20 protein-coding genes and 1 pseudogene are annotated in these 23,397 nt (G+C 68.0%); 8 read left to right on the top strand and 13 right to left on the bottom strand.

The window, feature by feature from the left end; all coding sequences use genetic code 11:
* Positions 1-20 precede the first annotated feature (20 nt).
* The 9 genes from C8D89_RS17595 to C8D89_RS17555 all read right to left on the bottom strand — a co-directional run bounded on the left by C8D89_RS17595 (position 21) and on the right by C8D89_RS17555 (position 9,708).
* Entirely contained in the window at positions 21-278 is a 258-nt protein-coding gene (locus tag C8D89_RS17595; RefSeq protein WP_116709438.1) for a hypothetical protein, read from the bottom strand.
* Positions 275-2,260, bottom strand: coding sequence for an AAA family ATPase (locus C8D89_RS17590; protein WP_423717133.1), 1,986 nt, complete (start codon positions 2,258-2,260; stop codon positions 275-277). The genes C8D89_RS17595 and C8D89_RS17590 overlap by 4 nt, the downstream gene beginning before the upstream one ends.
* Complete coding sequence (locus tag C8D89_RS17585) at positions 2,257-3,474, bottom strand: Pvc16 family protein (protein ID WP_116709436.1); 1,218 nt, start codon at positions 3,472-3,474, stop codon at positions 2,257-2,259. Before C8D89_RS17585 ends, C8D89_RS17590 begins: the two co-directional genes overlap by 4 nt.
* Positions 3,471-4,265, bottom strand: coding sequence for a hypothetical protein (locus C8D89_RS29800; protein ID WP_116709435.1), 795 nt, complete (start codon positions 4,263-4,265; stop codon positions 3,471-3,473). Before C8D89_RS29800 ends, C8D89_RS17585 begins: the two co-directional genes overlap by 4 nt.
* A complete protein-coding gene (locus C8D89_RS17575) occupies positions 4,262-4,972 on the bottom strand; it encodes a T4 family baseplate hub assembly chaperone (protein WP_116709434.1) in 711 nt (236 codons plus the stop codon). Before C8D89_RS17575 ends, C8D89_RS29800 begins: the two co-directional genes overlap by 4 nt.
* Positions 4,969-5,511 carry a phage tail protein gene (locus C8D89_RS17570; protein ID WP_116709433.1) on the bottom strand — a complete coding sequence of 181 codons (543 nt, stop codon included), beginning with the start codon at positions 5,509-5,511 and terminating at the stop codon, positions 4,969-4,971. The genes C8D89_RS17575 and C8D89_RS17570 overlap by 4 nt, the downstream gene beginning before the upstream one ends.
* Before the next feature lie 20 nt (positions 5,512-5,531).
* Complete coding sequence (locus C8D89_RS17565; protein WP_165825767.1) at positions 5,532-7,391, bottom strand: phage tail sheath subtilisin-like domain-containing protein; 1,860 nt, start codon at positions 7,389-7,391, stop codon at positions 5,532-5,534.
* A gap of 91 nt (positions 7,392-7,482) precedes the next feature.
* Positions 7,483-8,112, bottom strand: a complete 630-nt coding sequence (locus tag C8D89_RS17560) for a hypothetical protein (RefSeq protein ID WP_116709431.1) — start codon at positions 8,110-8,112, stop codon at positions 7,483-7,485.
* Between the two features lie 573 nt (positions 8,113-8,685).
* Positions 8,686-9,708, bottom strand: coding sequence for a PLL family lectin (locus C8D89_RS17555; protein WP_207787280.1), 1,023 nt, complete (start codon positions 9,706-9,708; stop codon positions 8,686-8,688).
* 117 nt (positions 9,709-9,825) lie between these two features.
* Between C8D89_RS17555 and C8D89_RS17550 the strand changes: the two are divergent.
* A pseudogene (locus C8D89_RS17550) lies at positions 9,826-9,930 on the top strand (IS5/IS1182 family transposase); the annotation flags it as partial.
* Positions 9,931-10,119: 189 nt separating this feature from the next.
* Here the strand turns inward: C8D89_RS17550 and C8D89_RS28760 are convergent.
* Together C8D89_RS28760 and C8D89_RS17545 are read right to left on the bottom strand one after the other, a co-directional pair.
* Entirely contained in the window at positions 10,120-10,731 is a 612-nt protein-coding gene (locus C8D89_RS28760) for a hypothetical protein (RefSeq protein WP_133251945.1), read from the bottom strand.
* Between the two features lie 222 nt (positions 10,732-10,953).
* On the bottom strand, positions 10,954-11,361 hold the full coding sequence (locus C8D89_RS17545) for a Pvc16 family protein (RefSeq protein WP_165825766.1): 408 nt from the start codon (positions 11,359-11,361) through the stop codon (positions 10,954-10,956).
* A gap of 985 nt (positions 11,362-12,346) precedes the next feature.
* On the opposite strand from C8D89_RS17545, the gene C8D89_RS17540 reads away from it, so the two are divergent.
* The 6 genes from C8D89_RS17540 (at position 12,347) to C8D89_RS17510 (ending at position 18,302) form a co-directional block, all read left to right on the top strand.
* Positions 12,347-12,676, top strand: coding sequence for a hypothetical protein (locus C8D89_RS17540; protein WP_133251944.1), 330 nt, complete (start codon positions 12,347-12,349; stop codon positions 12,674-12,676).
* Positions 12,677-12,970: 294 nt separating this feature from the next.
* Complete coding sequence (locus tag C8D89_RS17535; RefSeq protein WP_116709427.1) at positions 12,971-13,753, top strand: AfsR/SARP family transcriptional regulator; 783 nt, start codon at positions 12,971-12,973, stop codon at positions 13,751-13,753.
* A gap of 368 nt (positions 13,754-14,121) precedes the next feature.
* Entirely contained in the window at positions 14,122-14,739 is a 618-nt protein-coding gene (locus C8D89_RS17530; protein ID WP_165825765.1) for an AfsR/SARP family transcriptional regulator, read from the top strand.
* 54 nt (positions 14,740-14,793) lie between these two features.
* Entirely contained in the window at positions 14,794-14,994 is a 201-nt protein-coding gene (locus C8D89_RS17525; RefSeq protein WP_116709425.1) for a hypothetical protein, read from the top strand.
* A gap of 912 nt (positions 14,995-15,906) precedes the next feature.
* Positions 15,907-16,326, top strand: a complete 420-nt coding sequence (locus tag C8D89_RS29335) for a class F sortase (protein WP_165825764.1) — start codon at positions 15,907-15,909, stop codon at positions 16,324-16,326.
* Positions 16,327-16,700: 374 nt separating this feature from the next.
* Positions 16,701-18,302, top strand: coding sequence for an SIR2 family NAD-dependent protein deacylase (locus C8D89_RS17510; protein ID WP_116709422.1), 1,602 nt, complete (start codon positions 16,701-16,703; stop codon positions 18,300-18,302).
* A 1,783-nt stretch (positions 18,303-20,085) separates the two neighbouring features.
* Here the strand turns inward: C8D89_RS17510 and C8D89_RS17500 are convergent.
* The gene (locus C8D89_RS17500; protein ID WP_133251943.1) at positions 20,086-20,643 is read right to left on the bottom strand and encodes a hypothetical protein; all 558 of its coding nucleotides are present in this window, start codon (positions 20,641-20,643) and stop codon (positions 20,086-20,088) included.
* A 520-nt stretch (positions 20,644-21,163) separates the two neighbouring features.
* Here C8D89_RS17500 and C8D89_RS30775 point away from each other — a divergent pair.
* The gene (locus C8D89_RS30775) at positions 21,164-21,292 is read left to right on the top strand and encodes a hypothetical protein (protein ID WP_279323390.1); all 129 of its coding nucleotides are present in this window, start codon (positions 21,164-21,166) and stop codon (positions 21,290-21,292) included.
* Positions 21,293-22,029: 737 nt separating this feature from the next.
* Here the strand turns inward: C8D89_RS30775 and C8D89_RS17495 are convergent.
* Positions 22,030-22,626: a hypothetical protein gene (locus C8D89_RS17495; protein ID WP_133251942.1), complete on the bottom strand. Its 597-nt coding sequence runs from the start codon at positions 22,624-22,626 to the stop codon at positions 22,030-22,032.
* Between the last annotated feature and the right edge of the window lie 771 nt (positions 22,627-23,397).

The following is a 23,397-nucleotide window of genomic DNA, read 5'->3' as shown; positions in this document are numbered from 1 at the left end:
CGGAACCGGGGCGCGGGTCGTCATGTCGCCCCCGGGATCGCGGGGACAGCGGCGCTGGCGATGCGCGCGCCGAGGGCCTCGGGGCCGGGGCGGTCGGTGAGGTCGACGGGGTGGGCGGCGCGCAGGTGCGGCACGGCGCGGGCGGTGACCGGGAGCTCGCCGGCGACGACGAGCCGGGCGATCTCGGCGGAGACGGCGTCGCGCACCCGTGCGCCGCTCGCGGCCTCGACGCCGAGGCCGTCGAGGACCAGGCGCTCGATGTGCACGTGGACGGTCATCGCGCGGCTCCCACGGCTCTTACGGCAAGGAAGCGCTCGTCGGGGATCGGCAGGCCGAGCTTGCGGCACTCGGTGCGGGCGGCGTCAAGGAGGTCGGCCATCGACACCCGCTGGGTGTCGGGATCCGGCCGGGCGGCCGCGGCGAAGGCCGCGGTGAGCACGACCGCGTTGATGCTGGCCCCGGTAAACGGGAACGCGGCGAGGCGCTCGAGGTCGAGCCCGTCCCGCTCGAGATGCTCGGGGCGGGGCAGGGCGCGTTCCCAAAGCTGCACGCGGTCGCGATCGTCGGGGAACGGGAAGGTCACCACCGAGCGCAGGCGCCGCAGGAAGGCCGGGTCCAGCGCGCTGCGCATGTTGGTCGTCAGCACCGCCAGGCCGCGGTAGGCCTCCATCCGCGCGAGCAGGTCGGCGACACCGTAGTTGGCGTAGCGGTCGTGGCTGTCCTTGACCTCGCTGCGCTTGCCGAACAGCGCGTCGGCCTCGTCGAAGAGCAGCACCGCCGACCCGTCGTCGGCCGCGTCGAAGATCCGGCGCAGGTTCTTCTCCATCTCGCCGATGTACTTGCTGGCCACGGCCGCGAGGTCGACGCGGTAGAGGTCGAGGCCCAGCGCGTTCGCGAGCACCCCGGCGGCCATCGTCTTGCCGGTGCCGCTGGGGCCGGCGAACAGCACGCTGACCCCAGTGCCCCGATCCATCCGCGTCCCGAAGCCCCACTCCTCGTAGACCGTGCTGCGGTAAGTGACCTGGTCGGCGATGGCGTGCAGCAGCGCGAGCTCGGTCTCGGGCAGCACGAGGTCGTCCCAGGTCGCCGCCGGGCGGACCCGCACGGCCAGGGCGTCGAGACGCGGCCGGATTCGCATCCGGCACGCCTCCCAGAGCTGCGCGCGCCGGCGGTCCGCGTCCGCACCCGGTTCGGGCGGGTTCGCCGCCAGCACCTCGGCGATCGCGGTCGGGTCGAGGTCGAACCGCCCAGTCAGGGCGTCGGCCACCCCCACCGCCGCGGGATCCAGCCCCCGAGCCCACGCGGCGCGCTGCTCCGCCCGTTCGGCCCGGGGCACCTCGAGGACGGCGGCCCCGAGGCTCGGCAAGACCTCGCGGGTCCCCAGCAGCACGAGGCCTTCGACGCCGGCCAGCAGCCGCCCCAATGCGTCGTGGGGCTCGTCGGGCATCTCCACGAACAGGACGCCGTCGAGGCGGCGCAGCTCGCGCGAGATCAGCCGCGCCACGGTGTCCAGCTCCTCGCTACCCAAAGGCAACGCGACCGTGGAGAGGCCCAGCACCGGCCGCCCGCACGCGGCGGCGACGGCACGAGTCGTGCCGCGGTGCGGACCGACCAGCTGGACCCGGGGCACCCCCGCCTGCCATCGGCGGGCGATCCCCTCGAGGAGGGCGGCCTGCCCGGCGGCGAGCGGGGCGGCGGGGACCGCGACGAGGTGCCCGGCGAGGCGGTCGTCGGGCTCGTCGAGGCCCTTGATCGCGGCGACGACGCTCTCGTCGGCGCGCAGCGCGCTGGTCGTCAGGGCCCGCCCGGGCGGCTGAGCGATCTCGACCAAGCGCAGGTGCCGCAGCGTGGCCTGCGGCGAGAACGCTGCCCAGTGCGCGTCGGGCAGGGCCTCGAGCGCCAGGGCGAACGTCGGGTGGTCCAGGCGGGCGTCACCAGCCGCGGCGGCGCAGCGCGCGGGGATGCTCGGGTCGAACTCGGCGGCGGCGGCGAACAGGAGCAGGTCGCGCTCGAACGCCGACAGCCTCAGTGCGTCCGCAAGGACCACCAGCGACGGCGCGGGATCCGCCGCGCCCGCCGCAGCCAGGTCAACGTCGGCGGCGGCGATTCGCTTGTCTAGCCGTCCCCGTCGCGCCGCGGAATCGTCGGCCCAGGGCCACCACCAGCGCCTGCGGGGCCCAGCCCGCTGCACGGCGACTCGAGCGAGGCGAAGCCGCAGTCGGTGCAGGGCGGTCGCGAGGTACTGCTCGTCGGGAATCACGTGATCACCACGACCTGCCGGGCGTCGAACGCCGGAGGGTCGGTACGGCGATCGACCGACCGGCTCTCCACCCCGTCAATGCGCAATCGCAGCCGGTGCGTGTCGGCCACGGCGTGGGGCAGCACGACCGAGATCCGGCCGCGGGCGGTCAAAGCCGGGTCCGGGACGGCGCGATCCCCCACGATCACCAGCACGGGCTGGCCGGCGCGCGCCGCAGGGACGCAGTCGAGGACGATGGTGGCCTCACCACGCTGACCGCGCGCGACCTCGAGGGGCAGCGGCGAGGTGATGCGCGGCGCCAACGCCAGCGCGAGTTCGTTGCTCACCCGGTCGGCGGCGTCGCGCACCGCCACCGTGTGAACCCCGGACGGCAGCGCATCGTCCCCGTCAGGCAGGACGACGGCGACCGCCTCGTCCGGCGGCTCGTCCGGGTCGGGCTCGGCGCGCGCCAGCGTCGCCGTCGCTCCGGTGCGCCGCTCCGTGACCATCGCCTCGACGACGTTGCCGAGCGCCCCGCCGCGCAGGACGACACGCTCCCCAGGGAGCACGCCGGACGCAAGTTCCCGCGGTCCGACGGACTCTAACGTCGGCACCGTTGGTGCGGTCTCGGCGCTCGCCACCGGGCCGCTGTCGCCGGGTCCGCGGGTGAGGACCGGCAGCGGGACCGATCCCGGGCGCGAAGCGTCGATGAGGACCACGCACGCCTGGTAGGCCGTCGAGATGCGGTACTGGGTCTGGAATCCGCCCCAGAGCCGGGACATCTCGTCGAGTGAGAGCGCGTGCGGGGTGATCCGGACCCGCTCGGGCTGAGCGTGGACGTCGTTGCCGGCCAGGGCGCGGCGCAGCTCGTCGCCGCCGAGCACCGGGGCGTCGTGCAGGGCGCGCATCGCCAGGCCGAGCAACCGGTGGTCAATTGGGTCGAGCTGGTCGCCCTCGTCGGCGCGGTAGGCGGTGAGCAGGTAGCGCAGCGACAGCGATAGCGGTGCCTGCCCGCTCCCGTCGTCGGCGGCGGGCAGGCCGTGCGAGCGCCGGAACGGCTCGGCGACGGTCTCGTAGAGGAACAGGTTGAGCTGGGTCCCGGTGACGCCGGAGCGGGCCCGGTCAGGCGGGGCGACGGTCACCTCGGTCCCGGCGAGATCCCCCACGGTCACGGCCCCGAAGAGCCTGTTGCGCAGGGTGGCGGTGACGGCGGCGATGGCCAGGGCATTGCTCACGTGCCGCTCACCGCCCGCGGGTGCCTGCGCTCGAGGTACTCCTCGAGCGCAACGGGACGGGGACGGGGGCGCGCGGGCGGCGATGGGGGCGTGCCGGTCGCCCGGATCTCTAGGCGGCCGATCGTGACGTGCACGTCAGGGGCGCCCGCGGAGCTCTCGACCTCGAGGGCGGTGGCGGCGCCGGCGGTGCTCGCCGCGGGACCGGTCGCGCCCCGCGGCCCCCTCGCTCCGGCGACGCCGGGCGCTCCACCGGGTCCCGTGCGTCCGGAGCCGCCTGTCGACCCTGTGCGTCCCGGAGGCCCGGCGACGCCCCGCGCGGACGGCCCCGATGACTGCGGCTCGACCCGGGTGTCGAACGGCGCCTCGAACGGCGCCTCGAACGATGACGCCGGCGGTGACACGATCGCGGGCGGCGTCTGTGACTGTGCGCGTAGCGGGGCGGCCTGCGGATCCGACCGGGTCACGTCGGGAACCGTCCTGGCGAGCGGGTCGTCGGACTCGCCCGCCACGTCGGCGCGGCGCCAGCTCTCGATCGGGTGGCGACCCGCGGGCGGATCGGTACGGGAAGTCGGCGGCGGGCCGGGGAGGGTTGGTGCTGCGGGAGCCGCCGCGCCCGTCCCATCCACCGGGTCGTGCCGCGCACCGCCGGGCTCGTGCGGCCGGCCGATCTCGGAGATCTCCGGGAGGGCCTCGTCGCGCAGCGCGGGCGCGACGAAGGCGATCTCGGGGCGCGGGCGCAGGACCGGCGTGGCGCCTGTGGCGCGGGCGAGGAGACGCTGCAGATAGCTCACGCGGTCATCTCCAGGTAGAAGCGCCGCCGGGCCGGGCCCAGCGCGAGGATGTCGGCCTCGGTCCAGCCGTAGGCGCCGGCGAGCTGGTGGACCTCGGCGAGCAGCCCGCGCGCCCAGGCGTCCACCTCGCGCCACAGGAACGAGGCGATGTCGAAGGCGACCTCGGCGCCCGCGGTGCATACCGGGCAGACCAGGTCGAGCCGCACGTCGGCCTGAGGGTCGGCCGCCTCCATCCGGTTCTCGACGAGGGCGACGACCTCGACGGGGAGCTCGGCGACGGTGATCTCCACGCCGTCGCGAGTGGCGGACCGCACGCAACGGTCCATCAGGGTGGTCGCCGTGCTCCCCGCCATGCTCACCAGGGCAAGATCGGCGGTGTCGGGGAGCCGGAAGGACACCTCGAAGCGCCCGTCGGCGACGGTGAGATCGGTCCCCGACCGGTCCGGGGAGGCCGGCGTCACCTTCACGTCGTCGAGCTCGAAGGCGAGCTCCAGCAGCTCCCCGCACGCCGGGCAGTCCATCGCTCCGCGTACCGGCGTGCCGAACAACGTTGCACGCAGCTCCAGGAGCGCGGCGTCGCGGCGGCCGATGCTCAGATGCTCCTCCACCGGGCGACCCATCGCGGCTAGCAGCGTGAGCGGGCGACCGGCGGTGTCGAGGTTCCCGCGGTCCCAGGCGGCGAGCAGGTCCGCGGCGGGCACGGTCACGCGGGATCCGTGAAGGCGGCCTCGGTCGGCTCCGTCGTCTTCGGGTCGCGGATCCAGCCGTGGTTTTCGATCTTGATGCTGGCGATGAGCACGCCGTTGCCGCTGCCGTCGAGCTCGGAGAGCGCCTGGTACTCCGAGACCCAGCAGTCGTAGACCAGGTAGGAGACTGCCTTCTGCCCGGCCTCGTTGAAGACGTCGATGATGATGTTCTTCTTGTAGTCCTTGAGCGACATTTCCTTGATGCGCTTGTCAGCGTCCGCCTGAGCGTTGGAGTAGTCCCAGACCTTGTTCGCCCAGCGCACGAACTCCATGTCGTGGGCGACCCCCTGCTCGAGGGTGATCGCGTCGTACTCGGTGCGCCCGGGACCCTTGACGCTGCCGCTGTGGTTGCCGCCGTCGCGGTGGGTGATCACCTGGGTGGTGCGCTTGAGCGGGCTGACCTTGCTCACCGCGGCGACGTACTTGTCGTCCCACATGACCCGAAACTTGAAGTTCGGGTACGGCATGAGGCGGCTGGTGTTGACGCTGAACTGGGCCATCACGGGTGTCCACTCATATCTCAGGCCTGGGTCTCGCCGGCAAGCTGCTGGATGTGCACGAAGACGAACTCGGCGGGCTTAAGGGGGGCGAAGCCGACCTTGACGTTCACGATTCCCAGGTCGACGTCCTCGCGCGGGTTCGTGGTCCGATCGCACTCCACCAGGAATGCCTCGTCCGGAGTCGAGCCTTGAAAGGCGCCCTGGCGGTAAAGGGTGCTCATGAACGCGCCCACGTTGAGCCGGATCGAGGCCCACAACGGCTCGTCGTTGGGCTCGAACACCACCCAGCGCAACGCGCGGAACAACGTCTCCTCGAGGAACAGCGCGAGCCGGCGGACCGGCACGTACTTGTACTCGTCAGCGAAGACGTCCGCGCCGCGCATCGTGCGGGCCCCCCACATCACAGTCCCGATCTGCGAAAACGTGCGGATGCAGTTGATCCCGAGCGGGTTAAGGCGCCCGTTCTCCGAGTCAGTCAGAGGCACCGTGAGCCCGCGGACCCCGTCGATCGAGGCGTCGATCCCCGCCGGCGCCTTCCAAACGCCGCGGGTGGCGTCGGTGCGGGCCCAGAGGCCCGCGACGGCGCCGCCCGGCGGGTAGGTCGCGGTCCGCCCGTCGGGGTCGGCCGCGTGGATCCAGGGGAAGCACAGCGCGGCGTTGCGGGCGTCCGGCCCAGTGAGCGGCGGACTGGTGCGAATTCCCTCGGCGGCCCGGCTGACGTCGTCCCACCCGCGCGGCGCGTCGACCAGCAGCATGGCCCGTCGGCGCACGCAGAGGTCGAGCGCCGCGCCGAGCACGACGTCGGTGAGATCGGTGTCGCGGTCCAGCGGCGGGATGCAGAGCATGTTCACGATGTCTGCGTCGAGCAGGGCCTGCATCCCGCTCTTTCTCGCCTCGCTGCCAACGAGGTCAGTCTCGGTCGGCGGACCGCCGTCGTCACCGCCGGCGGCGTCGGTGTACGGCCGCTTGGCGGGGTCGTCATCGTCGACCTGGTTCTCGAGGAAGGGGTCCTTGCCCGCCCGGACCGCCAGGTTCGCCACAGGGCGGTCGTCGCCGAGGGTGTGCGCGGTGACCAGGCGAGAGCTCTGCAGGAGCTTCGGCAGGACGTTCGCCGCGGCCGGGTCGGTCGAGACATTGCGGTAGAGCTCGGTCAGGCCGCTCGCGACGTCCCGCACAGTGAGGTTGTACAGCGCATCGTCCTCGGGGTCGGCGGTGTCGTGGTCGACCCGCGCGCGAAGCCCGTCCCCCCAGATGCCCGGGTAGCGCGCCGCCAGCACGGTCCCGCCGCCGAGGTCGATCGTCGACGCCAGCGCGCCGCCGCCGCCCGCCGCCTCGACGTCGGTCGCCTCGGCCGGCCGCACGTCGAGAGGGATGTCCGCGGCCGGGCGGGCGAGCGCGGAGTCCGCCAGCTTCGCCGCGAGGTTGTCCTCGGCATCCTCGTCGGCGGTGACGGTGTAGGACTCGCTGTCCTCGCCGCGCTCAAGCTCGAGGGTGTATTTGGTGGCGTCGTTAGCGTCGTGGGTGACGGTGGCGGTCATCCCGTTCGCGGGCTCACCTACGGTGATTGTCTCCAGGATCACCCCGCCGCCCAGGTCGATGCGCGCGGGCACCGGGGTGGCGACGACGCGCACGATCTCGGCGTCGCTGCCGCCGTTGCGGTAGAAGCTCAGCACCGCCTGGGCCATCAAGCTGGTCGCGTCCAGGCCGCCGAAGATCCGTTCGAAGTCCGCCCAGCTGGTCAAGTGCACTGACCGGTTCACCGGTCCCCGGCGGGCGGGTCCGACGAAGGCCGCGACCGCCGTCGGCACGCCGACGATCGTGCGGACCCCGCTGGGGACCTCGTTGATGTAGACGCCCGGGTACGTCGGCGTGATCGTCACTCGCCGTCCCTCCTCCGTCACCGCCGGCGCCTCGCCGGTCCGAACGACAGGATCGGACGGCAGCCATCACCGCCTCGTCACCACGGCGTCACTACAGGAGCGATCCCGGAAGAAGGGGATCCGCGGCGGGCAGGTCGGCGCGCGAGACGAGCCGGGCGCGAAGCCCGAGCGCGGCCAGGCCCAGTGCCGGCAGGAACAGCAGGGCCCGCGGCTCGTGCTCGGTGCCCGCATACCGCCTGCGGTGATCGACGAGCACCGCGTGCAGCGCGGCGCGGAACCGGGGCCGCTCGCCCCGCTCCAGGGCCCCCAACGCGTCCGCCATGTGTCCCCGCGCACCCAGGTCCTCGACGGGCGCGTCGTCCCCCGCGAGCAGCGCGCACCACCGCGCGAGCTGCGCCCGCTCGGGACTCGCCAGGGAGTCGTCGGCCTGCCGCTCGGTGCGCGTGGCGCCGTCCGGCGTCACCTTGGCGACTGTCCAGCGCACCGGACCCGGCGCGCGCAGCGCACCCATCAGCGCCCCGGCCGCCCGCGCGAACCAGATCCGGACCTCGTCCGGCCCACCGCCTAGGGCGTGGACCACCACAGCGGTACCCACCGCGAGCTCGCCGGCCAGCGCGTGCTCGGCTGGACTCGGTGCGTCGCGCCCCCGATAGTTCCAGAAGGCGTCCGCCCCGGCCTCGGCGAGCTTCGCGGCCCACGGTACGTCCAGGTCAGGGCCCACCGAAATCGATCAATGTCTTCGGGTAGCGGCCCAGCTTGCCGCTGGTGGTCACGGGCGTCTTGCCTTCCATCTGGTGTAGTACGCCGCGCGCCGCGGCCCTGGTGTCGTTCGGCGAGCAGTGACCGCAGCTGGCCGAGAGTCGAGGTCGAGGCGCCGCCCATCAAGCATGTTGGCCTGGCCAACGTTGCCGTGCATACCGGTGTAGGACGTGAGGACACTGCGCATCACCGACCCGACGTTGACGATCGACCCGCCGTCGGAGATCACGCCGAGCTCGGCGAGCAGGCCTGTGCGGAGCCGCCCAACCCCCAGGACCGGGCGTCGGGAGGTGTCTCATCGCGCTAGACCGTCGGACTCCGCATTGCCGGCTCCGACTTCTCGCCTTCTTTTCGACTCGGCGACTCGCGACGACGGTTCTGGACTTCCCTTGTCTACGTGCCCGACCAGGACGCGGCCATCGCGCTTGCCGAGGATGACGCCAGATCACCGGCGGTAGCATCCTTACCTCTGAGCCGCGCCCCTCGGGCCGGTGACTCACCGGCGAAGGAGAATAGAAGATGCACGTGACGGTAGTCAGTGCCAGCCGACAACTTCACTGACGTTGCCGAAGCCGGTCGACTGCCACGCTTGGTCGTTCAAGCGGATCGTGTGCCACATCGTGCCGTCCTGGGTCAAACCCATCACATGCAGTCGAAACTCAGAGGATGCGGCGACGTCGGTGAACGGGCCCGGGGCGCCCACCACCTCGCTGACGTTGCCGAAGCCGGTCGACGACCACGCTCGGTCGTTCAACCGGATCGTGTGCCACATCGTGCCGTCCTGGGTCAGACCCAGCACGTGCAGCCGGTCGTCATGATCGCAGGATGCGGCGACATCGGTGAACGGGCCCGGGGCGCCCACCACCTCGCTGACGTTGCCGAAGCCGGTCGACGACCACGCTCGGTCGTTCAACCGGATCGTGTGCCACATCGTGCCGTCCTGGGTCAGACCCAGCACGTGCAGCCGGTCGTCATGATCGCAGGATGCGGCGACATCGGTGAACGGGCCCGGGGCGCCCACCACCTCGCTGACATTGCCGAAGCCGGTCGACGACCACGCTCGGTCGTTCAACCGGATCGTGTGCCACATCGTGCCGTCCTGGGTCAGACCCAGCACGTGCAGCCGGTCATCATCGTGATCGCAGGATGCGGCGACATCGGTGAACGGGCCCGGGGCGCCCACCACCTCGCTGACATTGCCGAAGCCGGTCGACGACCACGCTCGGTCGTTCAACCGGATCGTGTGCCACATTATGCCGTCCTGGGTCAGACCCAGCACGTGCAGCCGGTCATCGTCATCGCAAGATGCGGCGACATCGGTGAACGAGCCCGGGGCGCCCACCACCTCGCTGACATTGCCGAAGCCGCCCGGCCACCACTCTTGGTCTTCCACGACGACCTGCCCGCCCCGGATCGTGTGCCACATCGTGCCGTCCTGGGTCAGACCCAGCACGTGCAACCGGTATTCCCTGGTGCGGAGGTTTCCGAACTCGAAACCTGGATTGCGCTGTGACGCAGCTACCGCAGTGAAGATCGATGCATCAGTCGAATCACTCATCGCCATTCTTCCTTTCTTGATTGTCGCCTGCAACTGCTTCAGCGGTCGACACCTTGTCGATTCGCTCCGCGGCTAGGGTCGACAAGTGGCTCGATCGAGCCATTCGCGCTATGGATGCCCCTGCTCGACGCCGTCCCCCCGATCCGCCGGGTACGCGGGTGGCCCCGACGCAAGCCCCGCGAGCTCTATGCCGACCGCGGCTACGGCTTCAACAAGTACCGCTGGCCGCCGGTTGGGCGTGACCGGCCCGCACCGACGGCGAGCGCAGCCACGATTCCACTACCTCGCGATTGCGCGGTGGCACCTCCACCGCCTTCGTCAACGCCACACATCAAATCTCACAACACTCACTACACACCACTCACTCACCTCACCACTCACCACAGGGCAAGCGACATGCCTAACAGAGCCCTAGCTGTGACCCTGCATTCTCCGTAGGAGCCACATCGGGTACGAAACTGAGTTACCGACGCTTCCCCGGAAGCCTTCGGGGAACTTCTTCGAGATGGCGCTGGCAACCTTGAGGAAGTTGCGTTCCACGAGGCTCGGAGTTCCGAAGCTCTCCAAGCCGTACGACCAAGCATCTCGCGACAAATCCGATCCATACTTGATCTCAACGATCTCCAGCTTGCACCCTTCCTGCGCACGATGATCTCGCTGCACTCTAACGACTTGATCGTCGTTGAAGACCTCGTATTTCTGTGTCCACCGAGTCTTCCGGATCAATTGCCACTCAGCGGCACTTCGTATCTCGTCCGGAGTCGGTGTAGCAAGTGGCAATGTCCACTTCGCCCACCGCTGCGCTGTTCCCGCCATTTGGGAATCGGACCAGAGACGCTCCTCAAGGAGCTGCTTCAACTCGATTTTCTCGCCTCCTCGGACCTTGATGCCGACCTGAGGCGACGGAACAAAGTAATTGTCATCGCGGTCTTCTACCTCTGCGTCACTATCCTCAGACCATTCGCGTAGGGCGCTCGGCAACGGAGCTGGCATGAACCAACGAACCTCAAAGCTTTCCGGCATCTGATTCTCCTAGTTGGTAGCTAAACGACGATGCACAGCGACGGCGCCGCTCACTTTGTCCACAGACGGATCATTCGGGTAACTGCGGTCGGCCTGCCACATGTGAAGCACCTCAGGGCGACGTCGCCGATGGTCTTCACCGACGTCAAGAAGAAACCCTCGGAACGGCTCACCAGTGCCTCCTGCAACAAGAGAGCACGACAAGATGTAGAGCATACTTGGCTAATCCATCGCAGTCATCGCCTTAGCTCGTCGCGCATAACCTTGCAGCTCACGCGACGTGACTGCAATTAGCCAGAAGGTAACATTCACGGCGGTCGACGGCGAATAGTTCCGCCCTGAGCTGACAGACCGATACCTCGATGGGCGCGAGCACGAGCTCGGTTTCGCGTCGTCAGCGGCCCGCACCGTCGGCGCGTTTCTGGTGAGCTCGTTCTCCGCTATCTGGTACAGCCACAGCCACAGCGACAGTCGATTGCCCGAGTCGCGGGCGGTCTCGGTCGGGTTGAGGAAGACGATTGCCTCCTCAGTGCCGACGAGTGGACGCACCGTTGCGTCGGCCGAGATCGAGTTCCGGAGCAGCCGCCGGACCCCGCTGCTCACCGCGGCGAGGACCAGATGACTGCTCATGGCGGGGAGTTTTGTGGACCTGCCGTCACCGCAGCGTCGCCGGCGCCTGCCGGAGGGAGGCGCTGCGACGCCTTCGCGGACAACCAGAGCATCCGGAAGGGACCAACGTTTGCTCGGTGCGACACCCATCATTGGCGTTGCGTACGAATCTCGCGGAGTCCGCGTCGCGACGGCGCCGTCACCGATGGACCTGCCGCACCTTCCGCGGACCCTCTGCCCGTCAACTGCACCGGTCACGGTCCCGGGTCGCGCGGCCCGCTCTTCAGTGGTAGGTCGGCGGAGCAGCAGACCACCGAAGCGGACTGCTCGGGCTCGGCGAGGCCGTAGCGCGGATCGCCGTCATGGCGATGACGCGGTGACGATGTCGTGCCGGCTCCATGACGAGACCGATCGATGCTTTCAACCGAGATCGGGCAAGGAGCCAAACGGATTCGCGAATGCTCGGAAGTGACGACTGTGCCCTAAGCGCTCATCAAGGGACATTCCAGCATCGTCGGCGCCGCTCCGGACGGTGATTCGTTCCGCTTCTACCCCGACGACGAGGACGCCTTCAGGACGGCCGACCTGCGCGCGCGGGTCAACACGGGCGGGGGCACACAGCTCCGGCTCGAGGGAATCGACACCCCCGAGACGCACTACACGCCGCCCATCGGCGGGACGCGCCCGCCGCACCAGCCGCTGACCTCTGCGCGGGGCGCCGCGAGCCGCGCCCTGGAGCTGCTCGGATTCACCGACGTCGAGCGGCGGCCTAACTAGACCGTCACTCGGTCCGAGCCGGAGACGGTCCGCTGCCACATCGCCACCAGGCCCACCGACGACTACGGGCGCTGCGTCGCGTTCGCGTTCTCCGGCGAGGTCGCACAGGACGGTCCCGCGTTCTTCCCCACCGCCAAGAAGGTCCGCGAGAGCATCAACCACCACCTCGTGGACGAGGGCTGGGCGTCGTGACCTTCTATTCGTCGCTCTTCCCGACCTGCGTGGCACGTTGGCCGAGGCGGCGTCGAAGGCTCGAGCCGCACAGCAGGGGGTGTGGCGGGACGACGCCACGCTCACGGGGCTGACGCTCGAATCGATCGACATCATCGCTGAAGAGCGACTCGTCCTCCCGAAGCTCTTCCGACGCCTCGCCGACTACCTGGCGGTCAACGACGGCGATCCCGACTTCTCGGGGTTCCTGCCCCACATGGACACTCACGGCGGCCGCGTCATCAGGACCGACACCTCGGCGGTGACGGGGTTCGGCAACGTCCTGCATGTGGACGGACAGACGGTGAAGCTCGTCCTCAACCCGAGCGAGCTGATCTTCCTCAAATAGACCGAGGGGCGCCGATCACGGGGCGGCCCACCGGACGCGGCGGCCGGAGCGGCCTCTCAGGGACATCTGCGTGACTGTGTAGCGGCGCACTCTTCCCCGTGGCAGGGGCTCGGAGTCACCGCACCCCCACCTTGGGTGGCCCGCGAAGTACGCCCGACTGGTGATGCAGCGTGACCGAACTGCGCGTGGCATGGAGGATCCACCCGAAAGGCGCAGCGACCTCCGACGTTTGTGACAGCTCAGTGACGGCTGCGGCCTAGGGTCGAGCGCGCCGTTGGGGACGGGGAGGCTGCCATGGTCGAGGCGACCGAGGGAGCGGCGGGCGCCGCCGAGGGCGCAGCGGGAGGCACCGTGCTGCACATGTTTACGGGTCCGACGGTGACCGTCGACGGTCGCCAGCGCGCGGTGCCCGAGGGCAGCAAGCGGCTGCTTGGCTACGTCGCCCTCCACGGTCGACGCATTGACCGTCGCCAGGTGGCCGGCGCCCTCTGGCCGGACGGTGGCGATGACCGGGCGGGTGGGAACCTGCGATCCGCCCTGTGGCGACTGCGCTGCGCGGACATCGATGTGCTCGACGCCGACAAGTGGACCCTCGGCCTGCACGAGGGTGTGGCGGTGGACATCCGCGACGTCCACGCTTGGGCTGAACGCGTGATCAACGGAGTACCGGGAGTCGAGGACCTCGCCGTCCGGCCGTCCTGGATCGACGCCCTCGACCTGCTGCCGGGGTGGTGTGAGGACTGGGTGCTCTACGAGCGCGAGCGTCTGCGGCAGCGCACCCTCCATGCCCTCGAGTCGCTGAGCCGTCGGCTCGCGGAGGCGGACCGCGCCGCGGACGCCGTCGACGCCGCTCTCCTCGCCGTGGCCGCCGAGCCCCTGCGGGAGAGCGCTCAACGCGCCCTGATCGAGGCGCACATCGCGGAAGGGAACCGCGCCGAAGCGCTTCGCACCTACGAGACCTATCGACGGCTGCTGCGACGCGAGCTCAACGTCGAGCCGTCGCCGGCGCTGCTGGCGCCTCTCAGAATCGGCGTACGCGAGCATTCGCGGACCCCATACCCAATGGCACGAGCATGACGCACACAAACCGTTGATCGCGGTGCGCACTCGGTGACGACCTGTTGACGCTCCGATTTCCGTCGGCGTTGCCGTACAATCGTCACCCGTCTGCGCGGATCTCATCGTCCCTACGGACGTTGATTTCCTCGACGGTTCCTCTGCACGATGATGCCATTTCGTCTCGCGGGGGGTGGCCGATGGTGAGCGCCTCGTCTTCGCACGTGTCCTGCACGGCGAGCGGCGACCGATCGGACGAGCGGCGGTGCGCCCTTCGCCTGCTCGGCGGCTTCCGCCTCGTCGACGAAGGACGCACGGCGACACTCTCCGGGCCCGCCCAACGTCTCGTCGCCCTGCTCGCCCTCCGAGGACCCATGACGCGAAGACGGGTGGCGGGCTACCTGTGGTCGGAGGCCACTGAGCGCCGCGCCCAAGGCAGCCTTCGTACGGCGTTGTGGCGCTTGAATCAGGACACGAACGTGCTGTGCGCCGGTCCGAACGTCGTGGGCCTCGCACCAGACGTATGGGTCGACGTCGACGCCGTGATGAGCGAGATTCGAGCGCTGACCCGGACGGACACCCCCATCGGAGCCACGCTCTGCATGAGCGGTGGAAGAGTCCTCGAACGCCGAGACCTGCTGCCCGAGTGGGACGAAGACTGGGTCGTCCTCGAGCGGGAGCGACTGCGACAGCTCCGCATGCACGCACTCGAGGAGCTGGCGACCCTCTGGGCGGGTGAAGGCCGCTGGCGCGAGGCCCTCGACGCTGCCCTGCAGGCCGTGAGCCTCGAACCGCTCCGCGAGAGTGCTCACCGTGTCGTGATCGGGATACACCTCCGCGAGGGCAACCTCATCGAGGCCGTGCGCCATTTCGACGCCTACCGCCTCCTTGTGCGTCGGGAGATGGGGATTGCGCCGACCAGTCGCCTCACGGAGCTCATCTCAGCGGCTTGCACGGAGAACTCCATTCCCGAGATGCGTGCGCACCGCTCGATGACGAACCGGTGACACCTTCGTGCTTCGCTGGCGCCGTCAACATCATGACCGCGTTACGGTGAACACATGGAAGCGTCCGGCGACCGGAACGACGCGGTGCTCGTGATCTCGGTGTGGCGAGAGCTCGACTGCTGCCCGAGCTTCCGCGGTCGCGTCCTTGCGGGCTCGGCCGACGAACAGCTTCCCGAGGGACGAGCGGTGACGAGTCACGCCGAGATCCTCGACGCCGTGGCCCAGTGGCTGCGCCGGCGGATGCCCGAGGACTGACGTCGCCGTCGGCTCCCGGTGTCCCCACCAGGCCCGAAGACGACGGCGTTGTCGAGGTAGGTGCGTGAACGCGATCGAGCGGTCCGCACAGCTGACGATCACCAGGCAGGCTAATCCGGCGCAGCCCCCGAGATCGCCGGGCAAGTTGGGCTCGGCGTCATGCCTAGAGCGACGATGACTTCTTGGGCCTCTTGGAAAGGGTTGTCATCATCGACATCGTGTTTCCTGGGCGGAGCCGGCCAAGGCGGACAAGCACGCTGGGTGATGGCCGTGGTCATGTCGGCATGGCTGGCCATGAGGGCCGAGCCCGACGTGTCACCTGGCCATCACTAGACGCTGCAACCGCAAGGAGTCGCGCACGCCAACGGCCGGCTCGAGTGGGCGGGACGGCCGCCAACTCGGCGCTGTCCGCAGCGGGTCGCGACCTGATCGACATGAGGTCCACACACGGACGAGGCTGTCAGCTCGGGTTCATCAGGGCGAGAGCGCAGCATCAGGCATGGATGCATTGTCGCCGGGCCTTGGTGAATACCCGGCTCGTTGATCATTGCGGTTCACCGGGCAGCACCGAGCACTCGAGCACCCGTACTGCGCGCCCGCGACGGCACCGTGACGCGCCGAGGCGACAATCCTTTGCGGATTCCCCGGAGGCCGACAATGACGTCAATAGGCCCAGAGGCGGGCAGAAGCCCGCTACCGACACTGCGGCGCTCGCACAACGGTCGGGGCTGTCGGCGCCTACTCCGCCGATCGGCGCGCGCGATTGCCGCGACGCTGATAGTCGTCGGGTCCGCGGCGCCCAATGCCAAGCCCTCGGCCGGTACTGGCGTGGAATCCCGGCCTCCGCTCGCCGCTCCGGCCGTCGGCGTTTCCCGATTTCCAACGACGCCCACGATCCCTGAGGGACTGGTCTTGCCGTCGCTCGGCGTCGCCGCTCCCGTCCGCCCTGTCGCCGTCCATGTCGACGGATCCCTTCAAGTTCCCGACGATCCCCAGGTCCTCGGGTGGTGGCTGGCGGGCGCTCACCCTGGCGACTCCAGCGGCGCGGTCGTCGTCGTCGGTCACGTCGACTCCCGGCGATACGGACCGGGGGCGTTGTTCCGACTGGCCCACACGCTCCCGGGAGACGTCGCGGTCGTCTTCGCCGCCGGCGAGGCGCGATTCCGTTACTTCGTCCGCGAGGTCCGCCGATACCCGAAGGCGGCGTTGCCGCCACACCTCTTCGACCCAACTGGCCCGCCACGCCTAGTGATCATCACCTGCGGTGGGGAGTTTGACCGCACGACACGGCAGTACGCCGACAACACCGTGGTGACGGCGACGCCCGGGTGACGATGGTTCGCGACGATAGAAGGTAGCGGAGAGAGGGGAGCCACCATGACCACCGACTCGGCTACCGCACAGCGGCCCCGGCGGGGCCGCGCGCTCGCTCCCTGGCTGGCCCTGCTCCTGGCTCTGATCGCGATCATCCTGCTCCTGCTCTTCTGGTACCGGCCTGTGTATGTGTACTGCGGGCCTCCCCCGGCGGCGGATGCTGCGTCGCAGTGCCCGGACCCCGCCAACACCGTCGTCGGCCCCAAGGGCGACCCGGGGGAAACGGGTCCGATGGGCCCGCCCGGGCCGATGGGGCCCCCTGGGCCGGCAGGCCCGCCCGGCGTGACGCTGCCGTCCGGTGTCAACGCCGGTGATGGCGGTCAGGCGCCAAGATGACCGATCCAGAAGTAGCCCGGACTCGCGCGACCTCTTTCGTGAATCGGCTGCCACGAGACCTGCGCGAGACCCTGGCCAAAGGCCGCTGGCTACCCGTCCTGGGAGCGGGCCTGTCGGCGTGCGCGACGACCAGTGACGGACGCAGGCCGCCGGTGTGGGGCGAGCTCGGCCGACGGTTCGCCGACCTGGTCGGGATCAGCTCGACCAACCCAATCGACAGCCTCTCGACCTACGCTGCCTACTACCGCCGTGCCTACCTCATCGAACGCCTCTACGAGCTGCTGCTCATCGACGACGTCGAGACCAGTGAGGTTCATCGACGTTTCGCGCAACTGCCATTCGAGATCGTAGTCACGACGAACGTCGACTTCCTGCTCGACCGCGCGTACGCGGAGCAACGGCGGCCATGCGTGCCGATGATCGGAGAGTCGCAGCTGGCGATCTCGCGACGACAGGCGGCGACCTACTTGTTGAAGCTACATGGCGACCTGAACCACCCCAACGACCTCGTCGTCACCGAGGAGGACTACGACGGTTTCCTCGAGCGCAACCCCGTACTGGCCACGTTCCTCTCCAGCGCATTCCTGACCAGCGATCCGGTTCTGATCGGTTACAGCCTCGACGACGCCGATCTTCGGGAAATCCTCACGCTGCTCCGGGAGCGGCTCGGTCGGATGACGCGGCCCATCTGGGCGATCCTCGCGTGCGATCCCGACAACACCGCGTCGCGCTTCGAACGGCGTGGTGTCACGCCCGTGGTGCTCGATCCTGGGGCGCCGAGGGAGAAGCGACCGGAGATCCTAGCCGACTTCTTCGAGCAACTCCGGAGCGAATGGGAGCGGGCCGTCGGACCACTGATCGACGCGCGCCTCGACGCCTCCACAGCCGAGCTCCAGCGCAACAGCGGCATCGCTCCCCAATTGGCGCTGTTCGCGGCCAATAGATCGACGTCGAACCTCCTCCGCGACTTCGTCTTTCCTGCCGTGCCGCGCGCCGGCTTTATCCCGCTCGGGATAGACGACGTTCGGGCTCGGGATGTCCGCGTCGGTCCGATGGTTACAGACATCGCGCTCGCCAAGGCGGCCGCCGTCGTCTACGACACCGCACCGGGGAACCCCGTACCGCTGGATTACGTCGCGGCACGGCGTGGCGACCGTCCTCTGATCATCGTAACCGACCGGCACAACCAGCGGAGCCGACTCGTGGCGCCAGATATGACGCTCTCCCGACCGGCTGAGATGTCCGGCTGGGACCTACTGACGGACGAGCTGGTGGTCAAGCTCCAGCAGTGGCGGGCCCTGGAGCCGCCGTCACTTGCGGGACTGAACGACGACCGCGAAGTGCTCCTCACCTCGCTAGCCCTGCTCGAAGCGCAACTACGGGGTGCCGACGCTCCTGCAGATGCCCCCACCGTCATGGCGGTGGGTGGACGGATGCACCGGCTCCGCTCCTTCTTCGACACCGACTTCGACGCGATCGTCAACGGCGTACGGCTCCGACACGACCTCCTTCAAGACCTGCCAGTCCCACCGAAAGAACTGAAGGAATCGGCGCACGCCCTGTCGGCGGTCGCCGTGGAACGAGGCGTTGCACGATGAACTCCTCAGAAACACTGCTCAGCGTCGAGGTGGCCGTAGCCAGCCCGGCCGAGTCGCCCTTTGCGTCGCTGTTCTCCACGACCGCCCGACCGAGTTCCGCGACGGTCCGCGATCTGCATGTCGAACCTGGCCAGCTCGAACAGGCCGCGAGGGAACTCGCCCGCCTCGGCTTCCGAGTTGTGGCGGTGTCACGGCTGTCAGTGTCGGTCGAATGCTCACCGAGCCTCTTCACGGAGACCTTCGGAACCGAGCTAGCCGAATGGAACGTCGAACCGGTGGGGCTGGCGCGCGCCCGTCCCTCGGCAACGACACGACCTCGAGGCCGTGGCCACGAAGCCTCCGGGCTGCCGCGGCCACATCTGCCTCCGAGCGGAGACCCACCACGACAGAGACCACATCCCGACCGGTCACAAGCCACATCCCTCGCCAATAATGTCTCGACAAGACCAGGAACTGAAACCGCCGACTGGGCTTCTGACGGTCCGCCGACACCTATCCTAAGACAACTGAACCGTCCCGGCGTGTTCGGATCGCTTGACGTCCTAGGTAGCGCGGAGTCACGTCGCTGGGTCTACGATCCTCTACCGCGAGAGGATCGCCAGCCCGTGTCGAGATTGACAAGCACTCGCGAAGACCGGAGACAAGGCATGTACCACGCCCCCAGAGCTAGCCCTTGCTTGCCTGTGGGCACCTCGTAGAAGGTGTGATTGCTTTGAGCTTCTCTCGACACTTTATCTCAGATAAGCCTGACTCAGTCTCGCCTGGAGGCGGGGCGGAGATCCGCCTCATTCTTCAAACAGAAGCCGGCGACCTCGCTCATGCCGTATGTCCAGCAGGACAAACGGCCCCGACCCATGAGCTTCCCGAGCTCGACGAGGCCTACTTCATCTTGGCAGGTCGCGGTGAGATATGGCGTAGGTATGACGGACATGAAGGAATCAGCAAGCTGCGCGCGGGGATATTCGTATGGATGCCAGCTGGAACGCAGTTCCAGTATCGCGCAAGCGGGGGTGAGTCACTGGTCTTCCTCGTTGCGGTGATGCCGTCCTGGCGACCTGAGCTCTTCCACACTATCGAGGCAGGCCCATGGCACGACGGCGCCACCGAACCAGATGAGGCTTCAGCCGACGACTTGGTTGCCGACTGGATGTCGGGCGCACTCCACCACGCCCCAGACCACATCGCGCCGGATGGTTCGGAGATTCGATCGCTTGGTGGCGTGGAGAATGGCAGCCTCGCACACTGTTTACTCCCTGCCGGGGCATGTTCCGCTCCCGTGCGCCATCGCTCCGTTCATGAGATCTGGTACACGATCGCCGGGCATGGCGAACTTTGGCGCGCCTCTGATGAGGGCGGCCATATCGACGTCCTTTGGCCTGGTGTCGGCGTTGACATCGCCCCCGGAGTCGCCTTTCAGTTTCGCACTACTGGATTCGAACCCTTGCAGCTCATCCTCCTGACTGTGCCCAAGTGGCCGGGGCCCGATGAGGCAATCAACCTTGATGGGGGCTGCTGGCGGCCAAGAGCGGCCGTGGCGCCAGGGCCCTTGTCGTAACATGACCCGGCATCAACGCCCGCTCTGCGACCCGCAGCGCGAGCAAGATGGGACGGCTGCCGCACCTCTGCTTGGTCGCAAGACGCGCTGGACAACAGGGTCTCCACTTTCGATGTACCGGCGATGGCCTGAAAATCCTCATCCTCACCACGCCCGTTTGGCTAGGGCCCGGAGAAGCTGAGCGCCCGAGCGAGAACAGCGACGATGACGTTTTCGGGCTCGGCGAGGTCAGTCGCCGCGCTCTGACCGCAGTCGCCGCAGCACCTTCTTGAGGCGGTCGCTCAGGTGGTCGACGTGGTCCGCGGTCCACCGGAACTTGTCCCGGTGGTCGCCCTCCGACGACTCGACGATGATCGCCGGACGGTCGAAGTCGAAGTGCTCGCGGGTGTCGTGGAGGTTGTCGAATTGCGGACGCTCGGCGTCGGGACCCAGCGTGAGCCCCTGCTCCCACGGCGAGATCCTCGGGTCGCGCTCGGGGCGGGCCCGCATCCAGGCAAGCAGGACCAGGAGCGTGCAGGCGGTCGACACCACGGCACTGACCATGACAACGCTTCGGGAAGGCTCCGGGACGAAGGTGACGTAGGCGCCGACGGAGATGAGCAGGAAGACCGACGCCGTCGCGGCCGCACGGACGCTGGTGACGAGCCTGCTCGCCATCTGGTGCTCGGTCGGCTGAACAATGAAGATCATGACCGCTGCGGTGACGGCGAGGAGCGTAGCCGCGACCAGGGACGCCTGGCTGGACTTGACGGCCGCGGCCCAGGTCGCCCAGAGAGGCTCGCCCATTGGCGTGAGCAGCACCCGTGGCGCATCACACGAGCTCCAGAGTCAACCAATCTAGGAGAAGATTCATGGACGATCATGCACCTGAGAGTAGCAAAAATCGGCGACAGGTCACGCGTCGGCAGAAATCTATCCCTTATTCGCGCTCATCGGAATGATTGCTGGTCTTCTAGAAGTCGTGGAGCACTTTGGCTCGCTATGTCCCTCGGGGCGGGTGGCAATCAGCTAGCGTACTTTGGCGCAGCCGCGAGCCCTATCGTCGCAATCGGCAGCGCCTATTTTGGGATTCAAGCCACTGCTTACTCGGCAGAAGATGCGCACAACACTAGTCAGAACCTGACAGAGAAACTGCAGGGCGGCGTGGACTCTTAAGACTCTTTGCAGGCTCTTCCGGATTCAGCGGGGTGGAGAGGGTCGCGCCTGGGCGCTTCAGTATTGCTTCGAGCACGCAGATCAAATTTCCACTGTGCCGCGCGGCGCGTGCGGGTGGCCCCCGGGTCGGTGCGCGGCGAGGAGGCCGGTGATGCTCGAAGAAGACCCCGAGAACGAGGAGATCATCGCGCGGGTCGCGGCCTACGACATCGCGAAGGCCGAGTTGGTGTGCTGCGCGCGACTCCCTCACGAGGACCGCCCGGGGCGACGGCAGCAGTAGGTCACGACGTGGTCGACGATGACCCGCTCGCTGCGGGGGATGGCCGATCACCTGCGGTGCGCCGGAGCGGGCTGCGATGATTTGTCGCCTCCCAGCAAGAAGGGAACCCCGGGCGCCGAGACCGAGACCGAGATCGGCGAGGCAGGCCCGCTTTGGGTACCGCTTACGTCACACGACGGCCGCTCACGGCTCGCCACCGCCAATGATCTCCTGCGACACCGCCGCCGACCAGCACAAACGAGCACTACACATCACGTGAAAAGACATGACTCTCGTCCACTGGGTTCGGGGTTCGAGTCACTGACGGCGCACTCTTTCTTCTGGTCACAGGTCTATGGAGCGATCTTTCAAGGTGACTCCGTTTACTTTCGGGCACGCATACTCCGGCTGGTTGCGCCGCTCAAAGATCATCAATGCGAGGATGCGCCGTGCCGGCCGTCAGCCCTTCGAGGGGTATCGGCACACCCTCGGCGGTCGTAGATCGGGCGCCTTACGTTGCCAGCTGTGCGTGCAAGGAGATCTTGTCTGAGCACGATGGCGGTATCGGGCGCCATGGCTCTCAGTGTCTGCGTGACGGGATGTGCGTCCCAGCCTCCGGCGCCCACCGTCCCGACACCTTCGGCCCGACTGCCGGCAGTCAGACTCTCCTCCCGGGGCGGGAAGTCGCGCCGGGCCTAAGAGCTTAGAGGTTCGCTGGAGAGCATGGTGGTCCGCGACCGCATTAGAAGCAATCTGCTTCATCTCGGCGAAACCGTCTTCGCCGCCTTGGCAGCTTCGACGATCTCGCCCGAGTGGATGAGAACGAAGATCCAGGCCACGCCAAAGGCCACAGGGATGAGACAATCCATAAGGACCCCCCACCATGTCGTGACACTTCGGACTCCCCACTCCGCACGATCAGGTTCGCGTCGACCGCAGATCCAGCGGATGCACCGCTTAATCCAGCAGATCCGTTCGCCCGGCTCGCGACCCCTCAAACGCTCACCGGTCGAACCGAGGATGCGGGAGGCCTTGTAGTCGCTATGGACGAACCGCTTCGCCCTGAAGTTCCCAACTAGACCCAGGAGCCCGATTGAACAAAGAGCTAGGCCCACGTAGGCAATAATATCCACCATCCGAAGAACAAGCGCCTGAAGTGTCAGACCGAGTGCAGCGAAAAGGATGGTTTGAGACGTTAGCAACCATGTAATCTTGCGATTGATCAAGTCGTGCTCAAATTCCAGGGCCTTCGAATAGTCGCCGGATGTCATCGGCTCGTCCGTCCGACCGCCGCTCTTCTCGATTTCCGGAGCAGGCTCGTCCTGGCCATCCCCGCTCGATATATTCGTCGCCACGACTCCCGCTCCTAACGGCCACCCAGTGAGAGCCCTTACTCGACCACAAGACCGGTTCCCCCAGTGCCCACTGAAAGAGAGACGCGCGAGAGGAACCACACAACGGCCGCGGACCGGCGCTTGGAAATTAACCGAATCACGACCCGGCGTGCTATCATTGCTCTGTAATCCTTTGAGCACATGCCCTTTCCTGTACTTCTAAACGCCCTGCTGTGACTGGATGCGTCTCGGCGGCGGCCTGAGCCACGAAACCAGCGTAGTCGGCCTCGCCGACCGTGCGCTCGGCGCTCGCGCTTACCCGCGCGGCCCGGCGGGAACATGCGGCGACTGGAAGGGCTGGTCCCAATCCATCATCGCTCTTGAGCCGCGCTTCAGTATCCGATGGTTCCATGCGAGAGCACGCTTGCAGTATCCGCGGATGAGCTGGCAGACGGCGCGTTGAAATTCCACCGCCGGTAAACCGAGATCGTCGTATCTGACTCAAGCAGTGCCAAGCGCTAACACCACCGCGTCGCACCACTGCCGGAACCGTCAGAGGTGAGGCCCACACAGTCACCCCCAAAGTGCTGACAGCCGTAGCCTTGTAGAGAGCAACATCAAAGTCGAGGTACGCCACCTGATTGAACCATTAAAGTGATGGACCAGTGATTGGTGATCACCCTGGACCGCCTCAACTCGCCGCGCCAGCCGGAGCCCGGAGCCAGATTTCGCTGGCCTAGCTCCCACCGGACCTCGAACGGGCGAGCTGAGACGCCCGACTGCCATCAGAAG

It is taken from the genome of Actinomycetospora cinnamomea (assembly GCF_003096675.1).
Classification (GTDB): Bacteria; Actinomycetota; Actinomycetes; order Mycobacteriales; family Pseudonocardiaceae; genus Actinomycetospora; species Actinomycetospora cinnamomea.
The sequence above is the reverse complement of the archived record's forward strand: the minus strand, read 5'-3'. Positions and strand labels throughout refer to the sequence as shown.

What these genes read in the sequence shown, in the direction of transcription:
- C8D89_RS17510 (WP_116709422.1), top strand. Translation starts at nt 16,701, where the DNA reads ATGACCGATCCAGAAGTAGCCCGGACTCGCGCGACCTCTTTCGTGAAT.
- C8D89_RS17545 (WP_165825766.1), bottom strand. Translation starts at nt 11,361, where the DNA reads ATGAGCAGTCATCTGGTCCTCGCCGCGGTGAGCAGCGGGGTCCGGCGG.
- C8D89_RS17570 (WP_116709433.1), bottom strand. Translation starts at nt 5,511, where the DNA reads ATGGCCCAGTTCAGCGTCAACACCAGCCGCCTCATGCCGTACCCGAAC.
- C8D89_RS17525 (WP_116709425.1), top strand. Translation starts at nt 14,794, where the DNA reads ATGGAAGCGTCCGGCGACCGGAACGACGCGGTGCTCGTGATCTCGGTG.
- C8D89_RS28760 (WP_133251945.1), bottom strand. Translation starts at nt 10,731, where the DNA reads ATGCCGGAAAGCTTTGAGGTTCGTTGGTTCATGCCAGCTCCGTTGCCG.
- C8D89_RS30775 (WP_279323390.1), top strand. Translation starts at nt 21,164, where the DNA reads ATGCTCGAAGAAGACCCCGAGAACGAGGAGATCATCGCGCGGGTCGCG.
- C8D89_RS17535 (WP_116709427.1), top strand. Translation starts at nt 12,971, where the DNA reads ATGGTCGAGGCGACCGAGGGAGCGGCGGGCGCCGCCGAGGGCGCAGCG.
- C8D89_RS17595 (WP_116709438.1), bottom strand. Translation starts at nt 278, where the DNA reads ATGACCGTCCACGTGCACATCGAGCGCCTGGTCCTCGACGGCCTCGGC.
- C8D89_RS17555 (WP_207787280.1), bottom strand. Translation starts at nt 9,708, where the DNA reads ATGAGTGATTCGACTGATGCATCGATCTTCACTGCGGTAGCTGCGTCA.
- C8D89_RS17500 (WP_133251943.1), bottom strand. Translation starts at nt 20,643, where the DNA reads ATGGGCGAGCCTCTCTGGGCGACCTGGGCCGCGGCCGTCAAGTCCAGC.